Origin of the sequence: Arthrobacter sp. Hiyo1, from assembly GCF_001263615.2 — a bacterium.
Lineage (GTDB): Bacteria > Actinomycetota > Actinomycetes > Actinomycetales > Micrococcaceae > Arthrobacter.
This window is the reverse complement of the sequence record NZ_DF952471.1, coordinates 361,317-366,141: the sequence shown is the minus strand read 5'-3', so window position 1 is coordinate 366,141 and position 4,825 is coordinate 361,317. Positions and strand designations below refer to the sequence as shown.

The window sequence follows — 4,825 nt, the reverse complement described above, 5'->3', positions numbered from 1 at the left end:
CTGCCGGTGATTGTGCCTTGCCACCGGGTGGTGAAATCCGATGGATCGTTCGGCAACTACCTCGGCGGCACGGATGCCAAGCGCGCCTTGTTGGCTCTTGAGGCAGCATGAGTTCCGGGTGGACGGAACCGCTGTTTCCCCTTGAGTTGCCGGACGCGCCCGACGCCGGTCCCCGGGTGATCGCGCCGGCGCGGTGCACGTTCCGGGCTGGCTGAGCCTTGAGCAGCAGCGGTGGATAGTGGCCCGCTTCGAAGAGTGGACGCGGGTCCCGTCCCCTTGCGTGCCGCCGTCCTTCCCGGCGGCACCCGATGTCCGTACGGACAGTCTGCCTCGGCTGGCACTGGCAGCCCTATCGATACACACGCGAGGCCTTTGACGTCAACGGGCGGCGGGTCCTCGACTTTCCTGACTGGATGGTGCGCCTGGGCCGCAAAGCAATGTTGGAGGCGTACGGCGACGCCGCCGAAGCCGCCAGGTATACGCCGGACACCGCGCTGGTGAATTTCTACGACGAGACCGCCAAGATGGGGATGCACCAGGACAAGGACGAAAAGTCCCGGGCCCCCGTGGTGTCCCTCAGCATGGGAGACAGTTGCCTCTTCCGCTTCGGAAACACGGAGACGCGCACCAAGCCGTATACCGACGTCGGGCTCTCCTCAGGAGACCTCTTCGTGTTCGGAGGCGCTTCCCGTTTTGCGTACCACGGAGTCACCAAAGTCCTCCCCGGAACGGCTCCTGAAGGTTGCGGGCTGCCGAGGGGGCGGATCAACATCACCATGCGCGTCACGGGAATGTCGTAGGACCGGGGCACAATGGCAACAACAGCTTCTGCCCGGCTTCCTGTGGAGGAACAGCTATGAACCCGCCCGAGAACGGCACCATCATTGGCGACGACGGCCTTGCGCGTCCGCCGTGGGCATCCGTTGACCCGCTCATGCGGGAGTACTACGACCACGAGTGGGGCATGCCTGTAAGGGACGAACGGGGCTTGTATGAGCGCATCAGCCTCGAGGGCTTTCAGGCGGGCCTGTCCTGGGCCACCATTTTGCGCAAGCGGGAGGCATTCCGGTCCGCTTTCCTGGACTTCCACCCTGAAAGCGTCGCGGCTTTCACGGAGGCGGACGTGGAGCGGTTGATGCAGGATTCGGGAATCGTCCGCAACCGCCTCAAGATCCGTGCGGCCATCACCAACGCCAAGGCGACGATCGCCTTGCGGAGCGAGGGCGGGTTGGTGGACTTCGTGTGGTCGTTCCAACCGGAGTCGACGCCGGAACCGCGAACCTTTGCCGACGTCGCTACCCAATCGCCGGAATCGATTGCCCTGTCCAAGGCGCTGCGGAAGAAGGGCTTCGCGTTCGTGGGCCCCACCACCATGTACGCGCTGATGGAGGCGATCGGGATGATCGATACCCACCTTCTGGACAGCCATCGTCGGGGCAGCTCGGGAGTTTGGCTCTGATACCCACCCTCTTTCCACAGAAGTGCGTAACTTTATCCACAGCTGTGGACAATTCATGTGGACATCCATGTACATGAAGCCGGGATCCCCGACATTCAGGCGATAGCCGAGCACCCATGCCTTGGTCCCGTGGTTTTACCCAGTGTGTACAAGGCTGTGGATAGTGTCCGCGGGTTCACGGAGAGTTCACTCCCGAGGTATTGAGAACTTCATTCTGGCCCCGCTCATCACGGACCCATCAGCTTCCGGTTCGCTATCCCGGGTCCGCGATATCGGTTTAGTCGGGATGTGTGAAAGAATCTGCGTATGAATGCAGATAAGAGTGCTTGCTCGCTGGGGGTCGATAGCCAATACGTTGAATTGGCTGTGGAAGTATTCGCGATGCTGGCTGACGCCACGAGGGTCCGGATCGTCCTGGCGCTCCGGAACGGCGAAATGGCCGTCGGAGCTCTGGCGGAACTCCTAGGGAAGTCTCCGGCCGCAGTGTCGCAGCACCTTGCCAAAATGCGCTTGGCGAGAATGGTTTCCACGCGACAGGACGGAACCAGGGTCATGTACCGCCTCGAGAACGAGCATGCCCGCCAGCTAGTCGCGGATGCAATATTCCAGGCGGAGCACGCCTTGGGCGGTACCCCGGCACACCACCGCGCAGAACAGGAATCGGCATGAGCGGTCATCCGCAAGTTGGTCATCACGAGCACCACGTGCACGACCACGACCACGACCACGACGGACACTCCCATACGCACCACAAGGGTCTCAAGGGGTGGCTGTATGAGCTCTTTGTCCCGCACACCCACGATTCCGCCGATTCAATCGATGATGCCCTCGAGTCGAGTACGCAGGGCGTCCGGGCACTGAAGATCAGCCTTTTCATACTCCTGGGCACCACGGTCCTGCAGTTTCTTGTGGTCCTCATCAGCGGCTCCGTCGCATTGCTGGCCGACACAATCCACAACTTCTCGGACGCGCTCACCGCAGTGCCATTGTGGATCGCGTTCATACTGGGACGTCGTGCGGCAACCCGTCGCTACACCTATGGATACGGGCGGGCGGAGGATCTTGCCGGGCTGTTCATTGTCGGCGTCGTAGCGCTTTCAGCAGTGGTCGCCGCATGGCAATCCATCGATCGCCTTTTCCATCCCCAACCCCTGCACAATCTGTGGTGGGTTCTTGCGGCCGGAATCATAGGCTTTGCGGGCAATGAAATTGTGGCCGTCTACAGGATCAGGGTCGGCCGGCAGATCGGGTCAGCTGCGCTGGTTGCCGACGGCGTGCATGCGCGCATTGACGGATTCACCTCCCTCGCAGTGGTGCTTGGAGCCGGCGGCGTTCTGCTCGGTTTCCCTTTGGCGGACCCGATTGTCGGCCTGCTGATTTCGGCCGCCATCATCGTCCTGCTTTGGGGAACGGTTCGCAGCATCGGACGACGCCTGATGGACGGTATAGAACCCGAGGTGCTGGACAGCGCCCAGGCGGCGTTGGAAATGACACCCGGTGTATTCTCGGTGCCAAAACTGCAACTGCGTTGGGTCGGCCATCGCCTGCAGGGCGCCACGACAATCGTCGTCGCCGACGCGCCGCTGTCAGCGATTGAAGAAACTGTCGGCGAGGCCAGGCACCGGCTTGAACACGCGCTCCCCAAGCTCGACGACATGGTGATACAGGCCGTTACGGACGCTTGCCGCTGATCGACCGGATCCAGTTCCCAACCGCTCCCCAGCCGCTGCGGTTATGATGGCCCACTGAACCTTATGTTGAGCCACTGACCCGATCTTGAGCCAACGAACCGGACCCGCCGGCCGCCCGAGATCCACGAAAGAAGATGCCCATGAGCCAGCAAGCGATTCTGGCGAAGCCTCGCCGAAACGTGGAGATGGTGCTGCTGGTGTTGGCACTTGGCGTCGGCATTGGGGCCCTTGCAATGACCAGTGTCGACAAGAAGGAAGCCCTCGACGTTGGATTCTGGCTTCAGGCCGGTACGTTGACGGCGCTGGCGGGGATCTTCCACGTCGTCCTGCGGTTCAAGGCAAGGTATGCGGATCCCGTGATCCTCCCGATTGTGGTGGCTTTGAACGGCCTCGGCATCGCCATGATCCGACGCTTGGATGCCTCAAACGGTACGACTGCCGGGGCTAATCAGCTCACATGGACGATCGTTTCGGTCCTGGTCGCGGCCGCCGTTTTGTGGCTATTGAAGGACCACCGGCTTTTGCGCCGTTACACCTTCATTGCACTTGCGGTCAGCGCCGCCCTCCTTATCCTTCCCCTCGTGCCCGGCATTTCGGCCGGCGACATCAACGGCGCGAATGTCTGGATACGCCTCGGTTCACTGCAGTTCCAGCCCGGCGAGATCGTGAAGATTACGCTGGCCGTCTTCTTCGCGGGCTACTTGTCCTCCAACCGGGACTTGATCCTGCTGGCCGGCAGGAAATTCGGGCGCCTGCAGTTCCCCAGGATCAAGGACACCGGGCCCATGATCACCGCGTGGGCCGCGAGCGTTGGCGTACTGGTTTTCCAGCACGACCTCGGCATGTCCATACTGCTGTTCGGCCTATTTATCGTGATGATCTACGTTGCCACAAGCCGGGCCAGCTGGCTGGTCCTCGGCGTCGTGCTCATGCTTTTGGGCGGATACGCCGCAGCAAAGATTTTTTCCCATGTCGGCTTGCGCATTGACGCGTGGATCAACGCTTTCGACCCCCAGGTCTTCACCCGATTCCCCGGAGGCAGCGCCCAGATTGTCCAGGGCCTCTTCGGGATGGCCGACGGCGGCCTGATCGGCAAGGGCCTCGGGCTCGGGAGCCCTGACCTGGTGCCTTTCGCGAACAGCGACATGATCATCGCTTCCCTTGGTGAAGAACTCGGCCTGATCGGGCTGTTCGCGATCGTTCTCCTCTATTTGCTCCTTTTCACGAGAGGGTTCCGGGCCGCCCTGGGCATCCGGGATGCTTTCGGGAAGCTCCTTGCCTGCGGGCTGGCCTTCTCCATGGCCCTTCAGTGCTTCATCATTATCGGCGGCGTCACCCGCCTTATTCCCCTCACGGGGCTCACGACGCCGTTCCTCTCCGCTGGCGGGTCCTCCCTCCTCGCCAACTGGATCATCATCGCCCTGCTGTTGCGGATCAGCGACGCTGCGCGCAGGCCCCAAACCGTTGCGTCCCAGACCGAACACGTTCCGGTCTGACACCCTTACGGACACCGGTCAGCTACCACGTGGCGAGCGGCCCAAGTGGTCCCCACCGCCACCCTCGCCTCGCAAGGCCCCGCGGCCAGGGAACCCTCCCGGCGTGGGCCCAGCTAGTCCCCACCGCCACCCTCGCCTCGCAAGCTCGGCCAGGGAACCCTGGCGGCGTGGGTCCTCGC

At 62.4% G+C, this 4,825-nt stretch carries 6 protein-coding genes; all 6 read left to right on the top strand.

What is annotated here, in order from left to right:
- On the top strand, nucleotides 1–111 hold a 111-nt coding region (locus AHiyo1_RS13265; RefSeq protein ID WP_148667576.1), incomplete at its 5' end, for an MGMT family protein.
- 197 nt (nucleotides 112–308) lie between these two features.
- A complete protein-coding gene (locus AHiyo1_RS13260) occupies nucleotides 309–800 on the top strand; it encodes an alpha-ketoglutarate-dependent dioxygenase AlkB family protein (protein WP_340639322.1) in 492 nt (163 codons plus the stop codon).
- A 56-nt stretch (nucleotides 801–856) separates the two neighbouring features.
- Entirely contained in the window at nucleotides 857–1,459 is a 603-nt protein-coding gene (locus AHiyo1_RS13255) for a DNA-3-methyladenine glycosylase I (protein WP_059388881.1), read from the top strand.
- Between the two features lie 306 nt (nucleotides 1,460–1,765).
- Nucleotides 1,766–2,128 (top strand): ArsR/SmtB family transcription factor, encoded by a 363-nt coding sequence (locus AHiyo1_RS13250; protein WP_059388880.1) that lies wholly within the window; start codon nucleotides 1,766–1,768, stop codon nucleotides 2,126–2,128.
- Complete coding sequence (locus AHiyo1_RS13245) at nucleotides 2,125–3,150, top strand: cation diffusion facilitator family transporter (RefSeq protein ID WP_059388879.1); 1,026 nt, start codon at nucleotides 2,125–2,127, stop codon at nucleotides 3,148–3,150. The genes AHiyo1_RS13250 and AHiyo1_RS13245 overlap by 4 nt, the downstream gene beginning before the upstream one ends.
- Nucleotides 3,151–3,290: 140 nt before the next feature.
- Nucleotides 3,291–4,646, top strand: a complete 1,356-nt coding sequence (locus tag AHiyo1_RS13240) for an FtsW/RodA/SpoVE family cell cycle protein (RefSeq protein WP_059388878.1) — start codon at nucleotides 3,291–3,293, stop codon at nucleotides 4,644–4,646.
- Nucleotides 4,647–4,825 lie beyond the last annotated feature (179 nt).

Bases quoted from the DNA above. Each gene is read 5' to 3' on its own strand.
- AHiyo1_RS13240 (WP_059388878.1), top strand. From the start codon at position 3,291: ATGAGCCAGCAAGCGATTCTGGCGAAGCCTCGCCGAAACGTGGAGATG.
- AHiyo1_RS13255 (WP_059388881.1), top strand. From the start codon at position 857: ATGAACCCGCCCGAGAACGGCACCATCATTGGCGACGACGGCCTTGCG.
- AHiyo1_RS13245 (WP_059388879.1), top strand. From the start codon at position 2,125: ATGAGCGGTCATCCGCAAGTTGGTCATCACGAGCACCACGTGCACGAC.
- AHiyo1_RS13260 (WP_340639322.1), top strand. From the start codon at position 309: ATGTCCGTACGGACAGTCTGCCTCGGCTGGCACTGGCAGCCCTATCGA.
- AHiyo1_RS13250 (WP_059388880.1), top strand. From the start codon at position 1,766: ATGAATGCAGATAAGAGTGCTTGCTCGCTGGGGGTCGATAGCCAATAC.